Origin of the sequence: Amycolatopsis kentuckyensis (genome assembly GCF_002155975.1) — a bacterium.
Taxonomy (GTDB): Bacteria; Actinomycetota; Actinomycetes; order Mycobacteriales; family Pseudonocardiaceae; genus Amycolatopsis; species Amycolatopsis kentuckyensis.
In genome coordinates this window covers 1-18,699 of record NZ_MUMI01000370.1, presented here as the reverse complement: position 1 = coordinate 18,699, position 18,699 = coordinate 1, and the positions used below count along the sequence as shown (strand labels likewise).

Sequence of the window (18,699 nt, the reverse complement as noted above, 5' to 3'; positions counted from 1 at the left end):
GCCGCCGAGCGGGATCGTCACCGTGTTGCCGGTCGCGGGGCTGAAGCTGTAGGTCTGCGCCGCGGACAGCGTGGTGAACGTGGCGCCGCTCTGCTCCCGGCCTTCGACGGCGATCGTCTGGGTCCGCGGGCCCCAGGCGGGGTCGGGGTTGAGCTTGACCACGACCTGGTTCAGGTCGGCGTTCGCGCCGAGTGCGACGGTCAGCAGGTTGGGGTAGGTCCCGCCACCGCCCTCCCAGTAGGTGGCCACGGAGTCGTCGTTGGCGTTGGCCGCCACGTACGTCCACTCGGTCGAGGACGCCGTGATCGGCTTGCCCGGCGCCAGGTTCGTCCCGGCTCGGGTGCCGGTGCGGGTCACGGTGTTGCTGCTGCCCGACTGGTTGCCCGCGGCGTCCTTCGCCCGGACGAAGTACGAAACCGTCGCGGAGTCGGGCTGGTTGTCGGTGTAGGTCAGGACGTTCCCGGCGACGCTGCCGCGGAGCTGGTTGTTCGCGTAGACGTCGTACCCGGCGACACCGGTGTTGTCGGTGGAGGCCGACCAGGTCAACCGGATCTGGCCGCTCGCGGGCTGGGTGTAGGCGAGGGTGCCGGGCGCGGACGGCGGCTGCGTGTCACCGCCGGCCGGGCCGTGCACCTCGAACTCCGCCAGCTGGGCGGCGGGCCAGCCGGTGTTCGCGGTGACGTTCAGCCGGACGTACCGGGTGTTCGCGGTCAGGTTCACGGTGACGGTGTTGGCCGTCGCGGGGTCGAACCGGTAGCCCGCGGCCGGGACCAGGTCGCGGAAACCCGCGCCGTCCTCGCTGCCCTGCACGCTGAAGGTTTCGGTGCGGGCCTCCCAGTTCCCGGGCAGCTTGAGCACCAGCTGGGCGACGTTCGTGGCGGCGCCGAGGTCGGCCTGGACCCACTGCGGGAACTGGTTGTTCGCGCTTTCCCAGTAGGAGGCCTGGTTCCCGTCGCCGACGTTCGACACGGGATAGCCGGCGAGCTGGCTGCCGGCGGTGTAGGTCGCGGAAGCGGCTTGGACGGCGGCCGGGGCGGCGTTCGCCGGGGCGGCGCTCGCCGGGGCGGCGGGCGTGGCGAGGAGCAGGGACAAGGCGGCGAAGGCGGCCGCGGGTGACAACACTCGCTTCGTTCTCATGCGGTTCCTCTGATCCGGGGAGGAGGGAGACGACTCGGAGCGAAACCGAAATCTTCCTGACAGCTGCCGCGATCTGCCGGTCATCTGTCAGGTTCTTGCGCTGATTCGTTCAAGAGTTACAGTGACGGCGGCCACAAGTCAACGGCCGGACACGGAAAAGGCCTCCTCGCGGGGGATGCGAGGAGGCCCGATTCCGGGAGCGGGGATCAGTGCACGGCGCCGAGGCGGATCGCGTGGGTGCCCGGAGCGTTCACCGGGCCGCCGCAGTGGGCACAGACGATGGCCGGCTCGAGGACCTCGCCGCAGGCATGCCGCCAGAGAGTGGGCGGTTCGCCCTGGTGGACGTACTTGTCACCCCAGGCCATCAGGCCGAGCAGCACCGGCTGCAGGGCGCGGCCGGCTTCGGTCGGGTGGTACTCGTGGCGGGGCGGGTGGGCTTCGTACTGGCGCTTCTCGAGCACGCCCGCGTCGACGAGCTTGCGCAGCCGCGCGGCCAGGATGTCCCGGCTGGCCCCGGTGTTCTCGGCGATCTGGTTGAACCGCCGTTCCCCCAGCATGATCTCGCGCAGCGCCAGGAGGCTCCACCGTTCGCCGACGACCTCCAGTGCCTCGGCGACCGAGCATTCGCGACCACGCCGGACCATGCCACCTCCATCGGGTTGAAAATCCAACCTAGCACGTCAACCGCGTGTGACATGGCGAACAGCTGAGTTGTGGATTCCAACTGACCCGGCGTATACCGAAGGCATCCCCGATCTGCGAGGAGGCAGACGCCATGACGGACGCGGTGATCGTCGACGCGGTACGAACCCCGATCGGCAAGGGCAAGCCGAACGGAACCCTGTCCGGGGTGCACCCGGTGGACCTGCACGCCCACGCCCTGCGGTCACTGGTCGAGCGAACCGGCCTCGACCCGGCCCGGATCGACGACGTGATCAGCGGAGCGGTCGGCCAGATCGGCGAGCAGAGCATGAACACCGCCCGCTGGGCGGCGCTCGCCGCCGGCTTCCCGGAGTCGGTGCCCGCGGTGACGGTCGACCGCCAGTGCGGCAGCAGCCAGCAGGCGATCCACTTCGCGGCCCAGGGCGTCATCGCCGGCGCGTACGACGTGGCGATCGCCTCCGGCGTCGAGTCGATGAGCAGGGTGCCGATGGGCAGCCAGACGGCCGGGCGAGACCCGTTCGGCCCGCAGGTCGCCGAGCGCTACCCGGACGGGCTGGTACCGCAGGGCATCAGCGCGGAGCTCATCGCGGCAAAGTGGGGTTTCACCCGGGCACAGCTGGACGAGTTCTCCGCGGAAAGCCACCAGCGTGCGGCCAGGGCGTGGACGGACGGCAGGTTCGCGGCCGAAGTGGCCCCCCTGAAGGCACCCGGCCCCGACGGCACACTGCGCGAGGTGACGACCGACGAGACGGTCCGCCCCGGAACAACACCGGAGATCCTCGCCGGCCTGAAGCCGGCCTTCCGCGCGGACATCTGGGAGCAGCGCTTCCCGGACATCGGCTGGCACATCACCGCGGGCAACTCCTCCCCGATCAACGACGGCGCGGCAGCCCTGCTGATCACCAGCAGCGAGAAGGCGGCGGCACTGGGCCTGAAGCCGAGGGCCCGCATCCACAGCTTCGCGGTCGCCGGCGACGACCCACTCCTGATGCTGACCGGCATCATCCCGGCCACCCGCAAGGTCCTGGCCAAGGCGGGCCTGGAGGTATCGGACATCGACGCGTTCGAGGTCAACGAGGCATTCGCGAGCGTCGTACTGGCCTGGCAGCACGAAACCGGAGCGGACCGGGCCAAGGTCAACGTCAACGGAGGCGCAATCGCCCTGGGCCACCCCCTCGGAGGCAGCGGAGCAAGGCTGGCCACAACGCTGCTGTCGGTCCTGGAGCAGACGGGCGGCCGCTACGGCCTGCAGACGATGTGCGAGGCAGGTGGCCTGGCCAACGCAACGATCATCGAACGCCTGGACTGACGCACCCCAACTCAGGCCCCGCAACCCAGGCCCCCCGCAACCCCGATCCGAAGCCAGAACACGGCCGGCGGTACCGGGTCAAGGCACGCTTTCCCGCCTTGACCCGGTACCGCCGGCCGTAGTCACAATCAGGCTTCGGGGTTGCGAAAAGAGGACAGCAGGAAAGAAACATCACCCAGGATCAGGCGGCTCCTCGACACCATCCCGATCAGCCCACTCCAGCAACGGCTCAAGAGAGAACACCGCATCATCGATTCCGGCATGAAGATCACCCACCTCGGCGAACCGCGCCGGAACCGTGGCAATGGTGAAGTCCCCCGGCTCGGCGTCATCGATCTCCGCCCACCGGATCGGCGTCGAGACAGTCCCTTCAGGATTCCCGCGCACCGAGTAGGCACTGGCAATCGTGTGATCGCGCGCGTTCTGGTTGTAGTCGACGAAGAGCAGGCGCGGATCCCGGTCCTTCCGCCACCAGGTGGTGGTGACGTCGTCCGGAGCCCGCCGTTCGACCTCGTGGGCGAAGGCCAGCGCGGCCCGGCGGACGTCGGCGAAACCCCAGCGCGGTTCGATCCGGACGTAGATGTGCAGCCCACGCCCACCGGAGGTCTTGGGCCACCCGACCGCGCCGAGCTCGTCGAGGATCTCGTGGGCGACGTGCGCGACCCGGCGCACCCGGTCGTAGCCGCAGTCGGGCATCGGATCGAGGTCGATCCGCCACTCGTCGGGCTTTTCGGTGTCGGCCCGGCGCGAGTTCCACGGATGGAACTCCACAGTGGACATCTGCACGGCCCAGGCCACGTGCGCGAGCTCGGTGACGCACAGTTCGTCGGCGTGCCGGTTGTACCGCGGGAACGTGACCCGGACCGTCTCCAGCCACGGTGGCGCACCGTTCGGCACCCGCTTCTGGTGCACCTTCTCCCCCGCCACGCCGGACGGGAAGCGGTGCAGCATGCAGGGGCGCTCGCGCAGGGCGTTGACGATGCCGTCGCCCACCGAGAGGTAGTAGTTGACCAGGTCGAGCTTCGTCTCGCCGCGGGCCGGGAAGTAGACCCGGTCCGGGTTGGAGATCCGCACGGTGTGCGGGCCGACCTCCAGCTCCACAGCCTTGTCCGCCATGGCGCAGACGCTACTCGCTACGGTGGCCGGGTGAGCCTTCCGACAGACGGTCACGTCCACACCGAATGGTCCTGGGACACGGTCACGGGTTCGATGATCGGCTCGTGCGAGCGGGCGATCGAGCTGGGGCTGCCGTCGGTGGCGTTCACCGAGCACGCGGACCTGACACCGTGGCTGATGCCGGAACCGGTCCGGCCGCTGCTGCCGGACCACTTCCGGGTGCGGCTGCGGCCGGACGGCGTCCTGGAGCCGCCGGAGCTGGACGTCGAGGGATACCTGGCGTGCGTCGAGGAGTGCCGCGCGCGGTTCCCGGAGCTGCGCATCCTGTCGGGCGTGGAGCTGAGCGAGCCGCACTGGCACCGCCCGCGCGCCGACACGCTCCTGGCGGCCCACGACTTCGACCGGGTGCTCGGCTCGGTGCATTCCCTGCCGGACGGCGAGCACCACCACGAGCTGACGGTGGTGTCGGACCGGCCGCCGGGCGAGCTGCTGCGGGCCTACCTCGGTGAGGTGCTGGGCCTGGTCGAGTCGACGGCGGACTTCGCGGTGCTGGCCCACATCGACTACGCACTGCGGTCCTGGCCCGGCGAGGGCCCGCCGTTCGTGGCGGCGGACTTCGAGGAGGAGTTCCGGACGGTGCTGCGCGCGTTGAAGGCGAGCGGGCGGGCGCTGGAGGTGAACACGAAGGTGCCGTTGCCGGGCGAGGTGGTCCGGTGGTGGTTCCAGGTGGGCGGCGACGCGGTGACGTTCGGCAGCGACGCCCACGAGCCGGGTCTGGTCGGGCACGGCTTCCCGGAGGCGGCGGCCTTGGTGGAGTCGTGCGGCTTCCGGCGAGGCCGCACCCCGCACGACTTCTGGCGCCGCTGACCCGCGCGTCAGGCGAGGGCGTGACGCCCGTAGGCGCGTGACTCCGCGCTCTGGTCCATCAGCCGGGCCGCGACCCGCCCGATCGCCGCGTCCAGTTCGGCCCGGCTGCCGGGGCCCCAGTCGCCGAGGCGGTCGGCCAGCCAGTCGTGCCAGGCCCGGACCACCTTCCCGAACTCCTCGTGGCCGGCCGGGGTCAGCTCCCAGCCGTCCCGGGTGTACCGCAGGTGGCCGGTCAGCTCCAGGCGGTTGAACGCCGGCTCCAGCACCTGCGCGGGCACGCCGAAGTGCTCGCCGATCGCCCGCAGCGTGGCCGGCGACCCGCGGCGTTCGCGCAGGTGGACCTGCAGCAGGCACCAGATGCCGCCCTCGTCGAGGTCTCCCCCGGCTCGCTCGACGATCGCCGGCGCCACCTGGCGGCGCTCCCGGAAGAACAGCGTCGCGACCGCGCGTTCCAGCTCGCGGTCGTCCGTGCGGGATTCCGGCATCGCGAAGCCGTCGCCCAGGTCCGGCGCGGCCGCGCGGGCCGTGTCGCGCAGCGGAACCTCCTTCAGGAAGAACGCCAGCGCGAACGCCACCAAGCCGACCGGAGCCGCCGCGAGGAACACCACGTGCAGCGAGTCGCTGTACGCGCGGATCACCGGCGCCGACACCGACTCCGGCAGGGCGTGCAACGCCGTGGGTACCTGCAGCGCCCGCGGGTCCACCCCCGGCGGCACCGGGAGCGCGGCCAGCTTGGGCGTCAGCTGGTTCGCGTACACCGTGCCGAAGATCGCCGCGCCGAACGAGCTGCCGATCGACCTGAGGAACGTCACGCCCGAGGTGGCGACGCCGAGGTCGGCGTAGTCCACCGTGTTCTGCACCGCGATGGTCAGCACCTGCATCCCGAGCCCGATGCCGAGCCCCAGCACGGCCATGTACGCCGACGCCTCCCAGAACCCCGTGCCGGTGTCCAGCCGCGAAAGCAGGTACAGCCCGATCGTCATGCCCGCCGCCCCGGCCAGCGGGAAGATCTTGTACCGCCCGGTGCGGCTCACCGCGTTGCCCGCGGCGATCGACGCGACGAGCAGCGCCAGCACCATCGGCAGCAGCCGGACCCCGGACGTCGTCGCGGACGTGCCCTGGACGTACTGCATGTACGTCGGCAGGTAGGACAGCGCGCCGAGCATCGCGAAGCCGACGACGAAGCTCATGATCCCGCCGACGGTGAACACCGGGTTGCGGAACAGCCGCATCGGCAACATCGGTTCTGTCGCGCGCAGCTCGACAACGACGAACGCGGCCAGCAGCGCCACCGAGCCGATCACCATCCCGATGATCACCGGCGAACCCCACGCGTACTGCGTGCCGCCCCAGCTCGTCACCAGGGTCAGGCCGGTCGCGGCGAGGCCGATGAGCAGGATGCCGAGGTAGTCGATGACCGGTTTGACCACCGCACGCGCGTTCGGCATCGCCGAGGACGCCACCACCAGCACCACGACGACGAGCGGGATGTTCACGTAGAACGCCCACCGCCACGACAGGTGGTCGACGAAGAAGCCGCCGAGCATCGGGCCGGCCACGGTCACCACGCCGAACACCGAGCCGAGCACGCCCTGGTACTTGCCGCGCTCGCGCAGCGGGACGACGTCGGCGATCAGCGCGGTCGAAGTGACCATCAGCCCGCCGCCGCCGAGACCCTGCACCGCGCGCCAGACGATCAGCCACACCATGCTGTCGGCGAACCCGGCGCAGAACGAGCCGATGCCGAACACGATCACCGACAGCTGGAACATCAGCTTGCGGCCGAACAGGTCGCCGAGCTTGCCGACGACCACAGTCATGATCGTCTCCGCCAGCAGGTAGGACGTCACCACCCAGGACAGGTGCCCGGCGCCGCCGAGGTCGCCGACGATGGTGGGCAGCGCCGTCCCGACGATGGTCTGGTCCAGCGCCGCCAGCAGCATCCCGAGCAGCACGGCGCCGAACACGGCGTTGACCCGGCCGCGGCTCAGCGCCGGCGGCGCCGCGGCGTCGGGGGTGACCTCCGCGGTGGCCGTCATCTCTCCAAGCTAGTAGCCGGCGTCCACTGTGGATAGCCACCCGTTCCGGTGGTCCGGGCCGCTCACAGGGTCCAGCGGTCCCGCGGCGGCGATTCGAGGACGAGCTCGTCGCCGACGGCGGCGGCGATCTCCTCCACCGTCCAGGTTTCCCGGTGCAGGACCGGCCGGATGATCGCGGGCTGGCGGACGGCGTTCCTCCTGCTGGGTGTCCTGAGCCTCGGAACGGCCGCCGCCCTCGTGCTCCTCGCGCCGCCGTTGCCGCCCGGAGAAGCCACCCGGCCGAGCGTGCTGAGCGGACTCCTGCGACGGCGCGGCGTCCGAAGTGGACTCCTGGTGACGTTCCTCGTGGTCCTCGCCCACTTCGGCACCTACACCTACGTCACGCCGCTGCTGCGGGACGTCGTCCGGCCGGAGGTGCTCAGCGCCTACCTGCTGGCCTACGGCGTGGCCGGGATCGCGGGCACCTTCCTGGCCGGACGGCACCGGACGGGCTTCGCGCTCGCGGCCGCGCTGATCGCGGCGGCGGTCTTCGCCCTGCCGCACACCGGGCCGGTCGGCGCGCTCGTGACCCTCGTGGCGTGGGGTGTGGCCTATGGCGCGGTGCCGGTCTACTCCCAGCTGTGGTTCGCCCGTGAAGCGCCGGAGGCGCCCGAGGCGGCCACCGTGCTGTTCACCGCGTCCTTCCAGGCCACCATCTCCGCCGGCGCGCTGGCCGGTGGCTTCGTGGTCGACGCCGTGTCGGTCCCGGCCGTCATGACCTGCGGGGGAGTGGCCGCCCTGCTCGCCGCGGCGGTGATTCACCGCACCCGTCGCCCGGCGGCGGACCGGGCGTTCCGGTGAACGGAACGGCTGACTGTCGTCGGCCGTGGCCGCGGTGCGACGGTCGGGACATGGCTCCCGTGATGGCGGCGATCGTCGGCCCCGGCAACATCGGCACCGATTTGCTGGCGAAGCTGCGACGCAGTGAAGTGATCGAAGTCGGGTACGTGGTCGGCGTGGTCGAGTCGGACGGTCTCGAGCGCGCCCGCGCGCAGGGGGTCGCGGCGTCGGCCGAAGGCGTCGACTGGCTGCTGCGCCAGGATCCCCTGCCGGACCTGGTGTTCGAGGCGACGTCGGCGAAGGCGCACGCCGCGAACGCCCCGCGGTACGAGGAAGCCGGCCTCCAGGCGATCGACCTGACCCCGGCGCACCTCGGCCCGATGGTGTGCCCGCCGGTGAACCTCGGCGCGCACCTCGACGCGCCGAACGTCTCGATGATCACCTGCGGCGGCCAGGCCACGATCCCCATGGTGCACGCCGTTTCCCGGGTTGCCACGGTCCCGTACGCCGAGATCGTCGCGTCGGTCGCTTCGCGCGGCGCAGGGCCGGGGACGCGGGCGAACATCGACGAGTTCACGCGCACGACGTCGCAGGCGGTGGCCGAGATCGGCGGCGCCGGGCGCGGCAAGGCGATCATCATCCTCAACCCGGTCGAGCCGCCGATGATCATGCGCGACACCGTGTTCTGCGCGATCCCCGCCGACGCCGACCGCGACGCGATCACCGCGTCGATCCACGAGATGGCCGAGGAGGTCCGCAAGTACGTGCCCGGGTACACGCTGCGGGCGGATCCGCAGTTCGACGACGCGCGCGAAGACTGGGACGGCAACGCCCGGGTCGGCATCTTCCTCGAGGTCCGCGGCAACGGCGACTACCTGCCCGAGTACGCCGGGAATCTGGACATCATGACCGCCGCGGCCGCCCGGGTGGGCGAGCTGATGGCGCGCGCGAAGCAGGAGGTGCCGGCATGAGTGAGCTTGCGAACGAATCGAGTGTCACCGGTCGTCCGGAACTGAAGCACGACGTCCGGATCGTCGACACGACGCTGCGCGACGGCAGCCACGCGATGGCCCACCGGTTCACCGAGCAGCAGGTGCGCGACACCGTGCGCGCGCTCGACCGCGCGGGCGTCGAGGTGATCGAGGTGACCCACGGCGACGGCCTCGGCGGCTCGTCGTTCACCTACGGCTTTTCCGCCGTCGACGAACTCGAGCTGATCGCCGCGGCGCGCGAAGAAGCGAAGCAGGCGAAGATCGCGGTGCTGCTCGTGCCGGGGATCGGCACGGCCGAAGACCTGCAGCGCGCCTTCGGCGCGGGCGCGGAGATGGTCCGGGTGGCGACGCACTGCACCGAAGCCGACGTCTCGCCGCAGCACTTCGGCCTGGCGCGCGAACTCGGGATGGAGACGGCCGGGTTCCTGATGATGGCGCACCGGACGCCGCCGGAAGACCTGGCGAAGCAGGCCCGGATCATGGTGGACGCGGGCTGCCAGGCGGCGTACGTGACGGACTCGGCGGGCGCGTTGCTGATGCACGAGGCCCGCGCCCGCTTCGAAGCGCTGGTCGCCGAGGTCGGCGACACGGCGTGGGTCGGCTACCACGGGCACCAGAACCTCTCGCTCGGTGTCGCGAACTCGGTGCTGGCGTACGAGGCGGGCGTCCGGTACATCGACGGCTCGCTGTGCGCGCTCGGCGCGGGCGCGGGCAACTCGCCGACCGAGGTCCTGGCGGCGGTGTTCGACCGCCTGGAGATCGACACGGGCCTCGACGTCGGTGGCCTGCTCGACGCGGCCGAGGAGGTCGTGCGCCCGTACCTGCACCGCTGGCCGAAGATGGACCGGAACGCGATCGTCCAGGGCTGGGCCGGGGTCTACTCGAGCTTCCTGCTGCACGCGGAGCGCGCGGCGGAGCGCTACGGCGTCCCGGCGCAGGCGATCCTGCGCCGGTGCGGCGAGCTCGCGCTGGTGGGCGGCCAGGAGGACATGATCATCGACGTCGCGGTGCAACTGGCGGCGGAGGGGTAGGCAACCGGAGAGCGGCTCCGGGCGTAAGAGGGCCATGGAACGAATCCGGCGCGCGCTCGCGGTGGTACTGGGAGCGGCCTGCCTCGCCGCCTGCTCGAGCCCGATCACCTCCGCGCTCCCGTTGCTCACCGCGGCGAAACCGGTCACTTCGGCCCCGCCTCCACCGTCGGCGGCGACCACGAAGCCGGCGCCGTTCACCCCGCCGGCGTCGCCGGTGAAGGTCACGGCGGCGTGCCCGTTCCTCGGCACGGCGGAACTGCAGGAGCTCTTGGGGACCAGCGAAGACCTCCTGGCGACCGAGCAGCCGCCCGACGAGACGTACGTGCCGGACACCGAGTTCCAGTGCCGCTACGAGGGCAAGTACGTACACCCCTGGCTGCTGGACCTGTGGATCATCTCGGCGACCGGCTCCTACCCGCCCGCAAAGGCGCTGGAGAACTCCAAAAAGGACTGCGCCGGTCCGGTGACGGCGGTACCGGGCGCCGGCGAGGGAGCGTATTTCTGCGATCTCGCCGGCTCCGGCGACGCGGAGATGATCATCACGGGGAAGCGCATCCACGGCCAGAACCGGCTGGCGATCGCGTACGTGGTCAAGCACCGCAAGGAGGTTTACAGCCGCCTCGCCGTGCTGCTCGGCACGCGGATCTAGGTGCGCGCGAACCGGTCCAGCGCGGCGAGCTTCCACCCGCGTTTGACGTCACTGGCGCGGTGCCCGGACCGGTCGTCGACCAGCAGTTCAGCGCCGGGCCACGCTTCGGCCAGCTCCCACGCCGTCGTCACCGGGCAGCTGAGGTCGAGCCGGCCGTGGATCAGCACGCCCGGGATGCCCGCCAGGCGCCCGGCATCGCGGATCACCGCGCCCTCCTCGAGCCAGCCGGCGTGCGCGTAGTAGTGCGTGGTGAGCCGGACGAACGCCAGCAGCGCGTCGTCCGGCCGTCCGCTGTGGACTCCTCCGGCAGCGCCCGGTTCGAGGGACAGCACCGTTTCTTCCCAGGCGTTCCACGCGAGGGCGGCGCTGTCCCGGCGCTCCGGGTCCGCCAGCAGGCGGGCATAGGCGGCCACGACGTCGTCGTCACCGGCGAAGTCGCGGAAACGTTGCCACGCCTCGGGGAAGAAGCGGCCGGCCCCGCGGTACAGCCAGTCGATCTCCGACCGGCGCGTGGTGCTGATCGCGCTGACCACGACCTCCGTCACCCGGTGCGGGAAGCGTTCGGCGTAGACCAGCGCGAGCGTCGTGCCCCACGAGCCACCCGTCACCAGCCAGCGTTCGATGCCGAGGTGCTCCCGCAGCCGTTCGAGGTCGGCGACGAGGTGGTCCGTGGTGTTGTGCCGCAGCGAAGTCGCGGGGTCGGCGGCGTGCGGCCGGCTCCGGCCGCAGCCGCGCTGGTCCAGCAGCACGACGCGGTAGCGGGCCGGGTCGAACATCCGCCGCATGCCGGGCGCGCAGCCCTGGCCGGGGCCGCCGTGCAGCACGACCGCCGGTTTGCCGTCCGGGTTCCCGCAGGTCTCCCAGTACACCTGGTGCCCGTCGCCGACCTCGAGCAGCCCGTGGTCGTACGGCTCGATGGGCGGGTGGAGTTCGCTCACCCGCCCATCCTGCCCGGCTATCCGGCAGGCTCGCCGAACCACCTGCGCAACGCCGCGTCGAGGCCGGCTGTCGAGCCGTCCTCGCGTGCCCAGGCGATGTGGCCGTCCGGGCGGATCAGCACGCCGGTCAGCGCCGGCTCGCTGTCGCACTTCGCCGACAGCACGTTCACGCGCCCGGTCCAGCCGGCCGCCGTTTCGCGCAAGCCCGGGTGGTCGGCGAGGTCGAGCAGGAGCGCCTTGCCGTCGTGGAGGCGCTCGCCGAGCCGGGTGCCGTCGGCGAAGGCGAAGTCGGGTGCGGCGCGGCCGGTGAGGTCGTGCTCGCCGTCGATCGGGTAGCGGTGCAGGACGCCGGAGAGCTTCTTGGCGAGGTAGGTCGCGCCGTCGCCGGTGAGCAGCAGGTCGGTGACGACCTGGCGCAGCGCCTTCGTCCGCACGTCGCTGCGCATCAGCGCGACCTGCGCCCGGGTCCATTCGAGGACCCACTCGCCGATCGGGTGACGTTCGGTCGTGTAGGTGTCGAGCAGGCCGTCGGGCGCCGAGCCCCGGATGGTCGCGGCGAGCTTCCAGCCGAGGTTGACGGCGTCGCCGATGCCGAGGTTGAGGCCCTGCCCGCCGAAGGGGGAGTGGACGTGCGCCGCGTCCCCGGCCAGCAGCACGCGGCCCTGGCGGTAGGTGGTCGCCTGCCGCGCGTTGTCGGTGAAGCGCGTCGCGCTGAGGACCTTGGTCACGCGGATGTCGGCACCGGAGACCCGCCGGAGGCTGTCTTCCAGCTCCTGCGCGGTGATTGGCGCGTCCCGGTCCACCGGCGGCCCGTCGAACTCGACGGTGAGGAACCGGCCCGGGGTCGGCCCGTGGACGTAGAGCCCGCCGGTGCCGTGCTGCCACCCGGCGGGCAGTGCGTCGGCGCCGGTCAGCTCGGCCATCGCCTGCCGCCCGGTGATGGCCGGATCGGTCCCGGGGAACTCGAACCCGGCCAGCTTCCGCACCCGGCTGCGTCCCCCGTCGCACCCGACGAGCCACCCGGCACGCACGGATTCGCCCGCACCGAGGTGCACGGTGACGCCGCTGTCGTCGGCGTCGAACCCGGTGAGCTCGGTCCCGCGCCGGATCTCGACCCCCAGTTCGGCGGCGCGCCCGGCGAGGATCGCCTCGACGGCCTGCTGCTGGATGACGACCACCCGGGCGGCGGGCCCGACGTCCCGGAAGGCGGGATCGTCGAAGTCGACCCCGCCCGAGGTGACCATGATCCCGGCGAAGTGCCCCACCGGCACGGCCTTGGGCCCGTTCCCGCCGCGGGATTCGAGGAACTTCTGGATCTGCGCGAAGTTCTGCTGCACGACGGCGTCCATGGCGGGCAGCAGCCCCCGCCGGTAGAAGGCTTCGGCGGTGGTCAGGTTGACCGACCCGGCCTTGATCGTCTGGTCCGGCTCGGGCAGCCGTTCGACGACGAGCACGTCCACGCCCGCCAGCCGCAGTTCACAGGCCAGCATCAAGCCGACCGGTCCGCCCCCGGAGATCACCACATCCCTGTTCATGGCTCCGATGATGCCGCGAAACTTTTACCGAGTCAAACTTTGAGCTCGGTCTATACTCTCTGCTCATGGCTGACCCCGGACTGCGCGAGCGGAAGAAGCAGGCCACGCGCCTGCTGATCTCGAACGTGGCGACAGGCCTGTTCATCCAGCGAGGCTTCGAGGAGGTGACGGTGGCGGAGATCGCGGAGGCGGCGGGCGTCTCGAAGATGACGGTGTTCAACTACTTCCCGCGCAAGGAGGACCTGTTCCTGGACCGCCACGCGGACCGCCTGGCCGAGCTGACCGAGGTGGTCCGCTCCCGGCCGGCGGGGGTGTCACCGTGTGAGGCGTTGCGACGTCACCAGCACGGGCTGGTTTCTTCGGGCCACCCCCTGTCGGGAGCGATCGCGGGCGGCCCGGGTTTCTGGTGGGTGCTGACGTCGAGCCCGGCGTTGATGGCGCGGTGGTACGAGCAGGAGCGCGAGATCGCGGAGGCGTTCACCTCGGTGCTGGCCGCGGAGACGGGGGAAGCGTTCCGGTCCCGCATGGTGGCGGGCCTGCTGACGACGGCGATCACGACGGTGTTCGCGCACGCCATGGGCCGCATCGTGGCGGGGGACGACGCGGAAGTGGTCCGGCGGGAGCAGGTGGACGTGATCGACCAGGCTTTCGATCTGGTGGAACGCGGAGTCGGCGACTTCCCTGGACCGCCTCGCGAGCGAAACTGACGTCCGGTCGCCGGAGGTAACCGATCAGCCGGTCTGCTCCGCGTCGAGCGCCGCCAGCCGGCCGGCGAGCTCTTCGGCCGCGGGTGAGCCGAGCTTCCGGTAGAGCTCCAGAGCCGCTCGCCAGTACTCTGCTGCCGCGGACGAGTCGCCGGTGTGCGCGGCGACCTCACCGAGCTGACGCAGGCTGCCCGCCTTTTCGTGGTGACTCCCGGCGCGGTCGCTGAACCCCAGGGCCCGGAGGTACGCGCCATGGGCGGCGCCGGGGTCTCCCCGGCGGAGGTGCGCGAGGCCGAGGCAGATCGCTGCTTGCGCGGCGTCGAGGTCGAGACCGAGTTCGACCGCGATCGACAGGGCGCTCTCCGAGTCGCGCACCGCGTCCTGGACGCGACCCAGTTCCAGCTCGGCCCGGGCCATGCTCCGCAGGGTGATGCCGAAGTTCCGTTTCGCCCGGCCGCGGTAGAACTCCAACGCCCGGGTCAAGTGTGCGAGAGCACCTGCGAAATCTCCGTTCCTGCGGAGGAGCGACGCCAGGTTGGCCAAGGAATTGCTCAGTCCGTGATCGTCGCCGATCTCCTCGAACAGCCGGTGGGCCAGCGTGTAGTGGTCGAAAGCCGCCTTGGCGTCACCCGACTCGAGGGCCGCGCGCCCGAGGTTGTTCAGCGTCCGGGCCTCGGCGCGCCGATCGCCCGTTCGCCTGCACGCGTGCCACGCCAGCGTGTGCGTCTCCAGCCAGCTGTCGACGCGTTTGGTGAGGAAGAAGTAGTCCCGCATCGTGTAGGCGAGGTGGAAGCACCGGACGTCGAATTCCGGGCCGGTCAGGCGGCACATCGCCACCAGGTTCACCAGTTCGGTGTCCAGCCAGCCGAGTGCCGACTGCCGATCTTCGAAGGCCACGTCGAAGGGGGCAGCTCCGGGACAGGGGATTCTCAGCCGGTGCGGCATGAGGACCCGGTTCGCCCGGTCCGCGGTGTGGAGGTAGTGGTCGTAGAGCCGGAGCAAGCCCGCATCGCGCGGCTCGGGATCGTCACGGCGCTCCGCCAGTTCGGCCGCGTAGAGGCGGAGCAGGTCGTGCATTTCGTACCGGTCCGGACCGCGCTCGGTCACCAGGTGCGCCGCCACGAGACCGTCCACTGTGCTTTCCGCCCGCCGGACTGCCTCGTTCGCCAGCGCGGCGATCGCGTGGATGCCGAAGAGCCGGCCGGGGTGGCTTCCGATCGCCCGGAACGCGGCCGCTTCCGGTTCGGTCAATCCGCGGTACGTCCAGGAGAACGCCGTACGGACCGCGGTCTCGGGATCCTCGCTGGTCTCCAGCAGAGCCAATCGTGCGTGTTCGCACGAAAGCTGGTCCGCCAGCCGCCCGAGAGAGCGGTGCGGCCGTGCCACCGCACGTTCGGCGACGATGCGGAGGGCGAGCGGCAACCCGCCGCACTGCTGCGCGATCAACCGTGCACTCGCCGGCTCGCGGGTCACCCGATCGCCGATCGCGAGTTCGAGAAGCCGCACGGCGTCGGCCGACGGCAGCCTGTCGACCTTCACTCTTTCGACCGCGTTGTGGACCGCCAGGCCGGGCAGGGACCGCCGGCCGACGATGACCACCGAGCACGTCGCGACGCCGGGTACCAGCAAGCGGACCTGTTTCGCCGAGTGCACGTTGTCCAGGACGAGCAGCACCCTCTTGTCGCTGAGCAGAGACCTGAAGAACGCGGCCCGCTCGGCGGCCGTCGGAATTTCCTCCGCCCGGTCTCGCCCGAGCGCCCGCAGGAAAGCGGCGAGAACCGCCTCGGGCTCGAGCGGCTTGCCGGGCCCGTGACCCTGGAGGTCGGCGTACAGCTGACCATCGGGGAACTCGCCCGCCGCACGATGGGCCCAGTCGAGCACCAGTGCGGTCTTGCCGACGCCCGCCATCCCGGTCACGAGCACGATGGGTGGTGCATCGGGGGATCGCCGGAGCAGGATTCTGTCCAGCTCCGCAAGTTCCGCACCGCGCCCGGTGAACTGGCCGGTGCCGGCCGGCAGCTGACGCGGGCGCGGCCAGGTCGAGACACGCGCTTCTGCTCCCGGACGGTCCACGGAGTCGTTCACCACGCACCCCCGGGGGTCGCTCGGCGGAGCATCGACGCTCGGTGGCCTCGGGTCTCCGGCTGCTTCGATGCTGCGCGCCCGGCGATTCGCCCGCAAGTGCCGATCGGGCGGAGCAACGCCGCGACGTCGCCGGTCACGTGGGCAGGCGTCCCCCGGCGGAATCCCGGGCCGCGACGATGTACTCGGCCAGCCGCTCGAAGTCGCCGGCTCGTTCGAAGTGTTGCCGCTTGATGCCCCGCACGATCAGCGGAATGGCTTCGTCGTTGCTTTCCTGCTCGTAGAGTTTGAGCACGAGGATCTTCGGGTCACCTTGCCGCTTCACGTCCAGGTGCATGACGGAATCGATCTCGCGGTTCGCCCACGCCGACCCCTTCAGGCTCGCGCTGGCGCAGAGGAGGAGGAAGCGGCACGTCATCAACCCCTTCTCGATGGTTCTCCGCGTCTCGTCGCCCGGGAGCAGTTCGATGTCGTCGTACCAGGACCGGATTCCGTAGTCCGTCCACAAGCGGTCCTTGATTTCCAGGATCACCCGCTTGTCCGAGCTCGAGTGGCACAGGTAGACGTCGTATTCGTATTCGGGCGGCTTTGCCCCGACCATGCCCTCCAGCGCTCGTCGCAACTCGTTGCGCTGATCGAGCGAGAGCTGGTCCACTCCGGTGGCGGCCAGCCACAGCACCATGATCGGTTCGGCCACCCGCCGGTAGGTGGTCGGTGCCTTGGTGAAGAGAGCGGGCAAGTCGACCCAGAGGAGCGGGCACTGCGCCGCGGACAGCACGACGGGAACCGGATCCGTCGTCTTGACACTGCCCGAAACCAGCACGAAAAGGCCGCGCTCCGCGGACTTCCGGCCGATTTTTCCGGTGACCTGATCCACGGCGAGGGTCAGATCGGTGTCCACCGTGACCAGTTCCGTGTAGTTGAGGAGCTGGCGCAACGTGGCTTGCCAGGCCTCCTGCTCACTGAGGCGGGAGGAATTGTGGGCACCGGCCAGGCTCAGCGGCCCCCTGCGGTTGGCTCCGAGCAGGTAGGGAGCGACCTGCGCGGTGTGCTGCAGGACGCGATCGAGGATGAACCGGTCGTACTGGCGCTTGGCGTCCTTGCCCGCTTCCGTGCCGGTGTCGGACAGCTTCTCGTTGACCTCCTCGCTGATGAACGACAGCAGGGCGACGTCGGTCATCGCGACGAGGTCAGCGGTCCGCGTGCGCTTCAGCGCCGCCGCGAGTTCGCCGACGACTTCGCCGGCGCGGTGTGTGTGCTTGGGCTCGGCCGTTCCGCCGAAACCCGAACCTTCGAGGTTGTACACCCCGACCTCGCCGCGCAGGATGACGAACAGCGACTCGCCGGGCTCGCCGACGCGGCAGATCACCTCACCGGGCGCGCGTTCGACCAGGTGGCCGAGCTTCAGCATCTCGGTCAGCTCTTCCGCGCGCAGCCGTTCGAGGAAGCTGCGGTTCTCGAGCGCGTCCGCCTTCAGGATCCGGGACGCACTCTCCAGAGCGCCCGTGACGGCCTCGTCCTTCGCATTGATTTGCGAGATCCTCTTCGCGTAGTAGAGCGCTCCCCAGCCGTCCTGCTGTTTCAGGCAGTTCTTCAGCGACGTGTAGTCGTCGGTCTCGCCCGTCGCCCATTTTGACCTGAGGTTGCCGAGTGACATCAGCCAGAGCAGCTGGCGGATCGAGTTGCGGTCCACCTGGAGGCGTTCGTCGTGGAATTCGACGGCCGAGGCGATCGCGGACGAGGCGAGTCCACGCCGGAAGGTGTCGGAGACGACGACTCCGTCGCCGGTGGCCTGCCGGATCAGCCACCCGGCGAAGTTGATGCCGGCGCCCACCATTTGGGTGCGCCCGTCGGCGCCGAAGAGGGCCGCGACGAAACCGAGGTGGCCGGTTACCCGCAGCGTGACCTGTTCTTCGCGCGCCCAGGTGCACAGCTCATCCATGAGCCGGACGGCGTCCGACTGCCAGTCTTCACCGAGAAAGACCACGTGCCCGCCGTCGCCGCCCGAAGACCAGACCACTTTTCCCGGTTCACGACGTCGTATCGCGTCGCCGACGATCCGGTTGATCGCCGCCACCCGCCGCAGCTGGTTCAGCCCGCTCGCCGACGAATGGCCGAGGATGTCGCACGACACCACGGCAACTTCGTCGAACTTGGGCGACTGCTCCCGATCCACCAGCGCCTCCTCCGCCACATGGCCCTCGAACCACCGCGCGCGAGCCAGGGCGCCCTCGTTTCGTTCGGTCCACACTACTGGCCGAAAGAAGGCGCGTCTGGGAGGTCGCACGACGGGAATGGCGGATGATTGCCTGCGGAAACGGCAACATTAGGATCGCTAATGTTCCGTAAGAAACTTTAGCTGGAGTAACGCCCGGTCCGGTCCTACGGTGACAGCGTGCTCCCTCTCCTCCTGGCCGGGTTCGGAACCGGCCTCTCGCTGATCGTGGCGATCGGCTCCCAGAACGCCTTCCTGCTCCAGCAAGGCCTGCGCGGCGGCGCGGTGACTCCGCTGGTCGTCATCTGTGCCGTCTCGGACCTCGTGCTGATCGGGCTGGGCGTCAGCGGGGTCGGGGCCGTGCTCGAGCAGTGGCCTGCCGCCATCGGGGTGATCGCCGTCGGGGGTGGGCTGTTCCTGCTCGCCTACGGGGCGTTGGCCGCGCGGCGGGCGCTTCGGCCGTCCGTGATGACCGTGGGCGAGGAACGGACGCCGCTGCGGAAAGCCGTGCTCGCCTGTGTCGCCTTCACCTGGCTCAATCCGCATGTCTACCTCGATACCGTGCTGCTCCTCGGGTCGGTGGCCGTGGCGCAGGGGGATGGG

At 70.6% G+C, this 18,699-nt stretch carries 16 protein-coding genes; 8 read left to right on the top strand and 8 right to left on the bottom strand.

Annotation, left to right across the window (positions count from 1 at the left end; genetic code table 11):
• Together CCN39_RS31895 and CCN39_RS31890 are read right to left on the bottom strand one after the other, a co-directional pair.
• The coding region (locus CCN39_RS31895) for a galactose-binding domain-containing protein (protein WP_208630473.1) at positions 1-1,137 on the bottom strand (1,137 nt) is incomplete at its 3' end.
• Positions 1,138-1,343: 206 nt separating this feature from the next.
• Positions 1,344-1,781, bottom strand: coding sequence for a winged helix-turn-helix transcriptional regulator (locus tag CCN39_RS31890; protein ID WP_086848309.1), 438 nt, complete (start codon positions 1,779-1,781; stop codon positions 1,344-1,346).
• A 131-nt stretch (positions 1,782-1,912) separates the two neighbouring features.
• On the opposite strand from CCN39_RS31890, the gene CCN39_RS31885 reads away from it, so the two are divergent.
• Positions 1,913-3,109: a thiolase family protein gene (locus tag CCN39_RS31885; protein ID WP_086848307.1), complete on the top strand. Its 1,197-nt coding sequence runs from the start codon at positions 1,913-1,915 to the stop codon at positions 3,107-3,109.
• A 171-nt stretch (positions 3,110-3,280) separates the two neighbouring features.
• On the opposite strand, the gene ligD is transcribed toward CCN39_RS31885, so the two are convergent.
• Entirely contained in the window at positions 3,281-4,225 is a 945-nt protein-coding gene (gene ligD / locus CCN39_RS31880) for a non-homologous end-joining DNA ligase (protein WP_086848305.1), read from the bottom strand.
• Between the two features lie 30 nt (positions 4,226-4,255).
• Between ligD and CCN39_RS31875 the strand changes: the two genes are divergently transcribed.
• Entirely contained in the window at positions 4,256-5,092 is an 837-nt protein-coding gene (locus tag CCN39_RS31875; protein ID WP_086848303.1) for a PHP domain-containing protein, read from the top strand.
• 8 nt (positions 5,093-5,100) lie between these two features.
• Here CCN39_RS31875 and CCN39_RS31870 read toward each other — a convergent pair whose 3' ends face one another.
• Positions 5,101-7,131: an MDR family MFS transporter gene (locus CCN39_RS31870; RefSeq protein WP_086848301.1), complete on the bottom strand. Its 2,031-nt coding sequence runs from the start codon at positions 7,129-7,131 to the stop codon at positions 5,101-5,103.
• A 168-nt stretch (positions 7,132-7,299) separates the two neighbouring features.
• Here CCN39_RS31870 and CCN39_RS31860 point away from each other — a divergent pair, with 168 nt between their 5' ends.
• Genes CCN39_RS31860 through CCN39_RS31845 form a run of 4 tightly spaced genes read left to right on the top strand, consistent with a single transcriptional unit; the run spans position 7,300 to position 10,622 of the window.
• Positions 7,300-7,971, top strand: coding sequence for an MFS transporter (locus CCN39_RS31860; RefSeq protein WP_167455240.1), 672 nt, complete (start codon positions 7,300-7,302; stop codon positions 7,969-7,971).
• 50 nt (positions 7,972-8,021) lie between these two features.
• Positions 8,022-8,921, top strand: a complete 900-nt coding sequence (locus CCN39_RS31855) for an acetaldehyde dehydrogenase (acetylating) (RefSeq protein WP_086848295.1) — start codon at positions 8,022-8,024, stop codon at positions 8,919-8,921.
• Positions 8,918-9,973, top strand: a complete 1,056-nt coding sequence (gene dmpG / locus CCN39_RS31850) for a 4-hydroxy-2-oxovalerate aldolase (RefSeq protein WP_086848294.1) — start codon at positions 8,918-8,920, stop codon at positions 9,971-9,973. The genes CCN39_RS31855 and dmpG overlap by 4 nt, the downstream gene beginning before the upstream one ends.
• A 34-nt stretch (positions 9,974-10,007) precedes the next feature.
• Entirely contained in the window at positions 10,008-10,622 is a 615-nt protein-coding gene (locus tag CCN39_RS31845; RefSeq protein WP_086848292.1) for a hypothetical protein, read from the top strand.
• On the opposite strand, the gene pip is transcribed toward CCN39_RS31845, so the two are convergent.
• Both pip and CCN39_RS31835 read right to left on the bottom strand, forming a co-directional pair.
• Positions 10,619-11,560, bottom strand: coding sequence for a prolyl aminopeptidase (gene pip, locus CCN39_RS31840; protein WP_086848290.1), 942 nt, complete (start codon positions 11,558-11,560; stop codon positions 10,619-10,621). The two genes, CCN39_RS31845 and pip, sit on opposite strands and share 4 nt — an antisense overlap.
• Positions 11,561-11,577: 17 nt before the next feature.
• Entirely contained in the window at positions 11,578-13,095 is a 1,518-nt protein-coding gene (locus CCN39_RS31835; protein WP_086848288.1) for an FAD-dependent monooxygenase, read from the bottom strand.
• 65 nt (positions 13,096-13,160) lie between these two features.
• Here CCN39_RS31835 and CCN39_RS31830 point away from each other — a divergent pair, with 65 nt between their 5' ends.
• Positions 13,161-13,802, top strand: a complete 642-nt coding sequence (locus tag CCN39_RS31830; RefSeq protein ID WP_086848287.1) for a TetR/AcrR family transcriptional regulator — start codon at positions 13,161-13,163, stop codon at positions 13,800-13,802.
• A 24-nt stretch (positions 13,803-13,826) separates the two neighbouring features.
• Here CCN39_RS31830 and CCN39_RS31825 read toward each other — a convergent pair whose 3' ends face one another.
• Both CCN39_RS31825 and CCN39_RS31820 read right to left on the bottom strand, forming a co-directional pair.
• The gene (locus CCN39_RS31825; RefSeq protein WP_244211083.1) at positions 13,827-15,872 is read right to left on the bottom strand and encodes an ATP-binding protein; all 2,046 of its coding nucleotides are present in this window, start codon (positions 15,870-15,872) and stop codon (positions 13,827-13,829) included.
• 145 nt (positions 15,873-16,017) lie between these two features.
• Positions 16,018-18,057 carry a TIR domain-containing protein gene (locus CCN39_RS31820; protein ID WP_143264225.1) on the bottom strand — a complete coding sequence of 680 codons (2,040 nt, stop codon included), beginning with the start codon at positions 18,055-18,057 and terminating at the stop codon, positions 16,018-16,020.
• A gap of 219 nt (positions 18,058-18,276) precedes the next feature.
• Between CCN39_RS31820 and CCN39_RS31815 the strand changes: the two genes are divergently transcribed.
• A partial coding sequence (locus tag CCN39_RS31815; RefSeq protein ID WP_086848311.1) for a LysE/ArgO family amino acid transporter occupies positions 18,277-18,699 on the top strand: 423 nt, incomplete at its 3' end.

Coding starts and splice junctions, on each gene's coding strand:
- CCN39_RS31890 (WP_086848309.1), bottom strand. CDS start 1,781: ATGGTCCGGCGTGGTCGCGAATGCTCGGTCGCCGAGGCACTGGAGGTC.
- CCN39_RS31830 (WP_086848287.1), top strand. CDS start 13,161: ATGGCTGACCCCGGACTGCGCGAGCGGAAGAAGCAGGCCACGCGCCTG.
- CCN39_RS31845 (WP_086848292.1), top strand. CDS start 10,008: ATGGAACGAATCCGGCGCGCGCTCGCGGTGGTACTGGGAGCGGCCTGC.
- CCN39_RS31870 (WP_086848301.1), bottom strand. CDS start 7,131: ATGACGGCCACCGCGGAGGTCACCCCCGACGCCGCGGCGCCGCCGGCG.
- CCN39_RS31860 (WP_167455240.1), top strand. CDS start 7,300: ATGATCGCGGGCTGGCGGACGGCGTTCCTCCTGCTGGGTGTCCTGAGC.
- CCN39_RS31835 (WP_086848288.1), bottom strand. CDS start 13,095: ATGAACAGGGATGTGGTGATCTCCGGGGGCGGACCGGTCGGCTTGATG.
- dmpG (WP_086848294.1), top strand. CDS start 8,918: ATGAGTGAGCTTGCGAACGAATCGAGTGTCACCGGTCGTCCGGAACTG.
- ligD (WP_086848305.1), bottom strand. CDS start 4,225: ATGGCGGACAAGGCTGTGGAGCTGGAGGTCGGCCCGCACACCGTGCGG.
- CCN39_RS31855 (WP_086848295.1), top strand. CDS start 8,022: ATGGCTCCCGTGATGGCGGCGATCGTCGGCCCCGGCAACATCGGCACC.
- CCN39_RS31885 (WP_086848307.1), top strand. CDS start 1,913: ATGACGGACGCGGTGATCGTCGACGCGGTACGAACCCCGATCGGCAAG.